The sequence below is a fragment of the Paenibacillus oryzae genome, from assembly GCF_001675045.1.
In the GTDB taxonomy this organism is placed as follows: domain Bacteria; phylum Bacillota; class Bacilli; order Paenibacillales; family Paenibacillaceae; genus Pristimantibacillus; species Pristimantibacillus oryzae.
Genome location: NZ_LYPA01000049.1, coordinates 1 through 573, shown reverse-complemented (window position 1 = coordinate 573; position 573 = coordinate 1). Strand labels below are relative to the sequence as shown.

The 573-nt window shown below is 49.3% G+C and carries 1 rRNA gene; it reads left to right on the top strand.

Annotated elements, in window-relative coordinates:
* Positions 1-199 precede the first annotated feature (199 nt).
* Positions 200-316 (top strand): 5S ribosomal RNA (rrf, locus tag A7K91_RS10125).
* Positions 317-573: the final 257 nt, after the last annotated feature.

Below are 573 nucleotides of genomic sequence, written 5' to 3'. Positions count from 1 at the left end.
CCTCCAGCGCCGATGGTACTTGGACCGCAGGGTCCTGGGAGAGTAGGACGTCGCCAAGCGGATTTTATCTTGCAAGCTTTTCGGTATAGGCAGCATTTAGATGTTGCATAAATCATGNAGGTTGCTCACTCGTTGTCAGTTTTGAAAGAACAAGAAGTGCCGGAAACGGCGCTTTGATGTGTCTTTCATTGAAATTCCGTTTGGTGGCGATGGCGGAGGGGATCCACGCGTTCCCATCCCGAACACGACCGTTAAGCCCTCCAGCGCCGATGGTACTTGGACCGCAGGGTCCTGGGAGAGTAGGACGTCGCCAAGCGGATTTTATCTTGCAAGCTTTTTGATAAAGGTAACATTTCGATGTTGCAGGAATCGAAAAAGCATGGTAGGATATAAATCCTGTCGCAGCAATGCGGCACACTTTGCACCTTGAAAACTGGATAACGAAAGAAAAGAAGATGAAAATCTTCTGCTGAAACATCCTTTAGCTGAAGTAATACCCGCCAGCAGAGGAAACTCACGCTGAGCGATAACTAGGTTAAGCTAGTAAGAGCGCACGGAGGATGCCTAGGCACC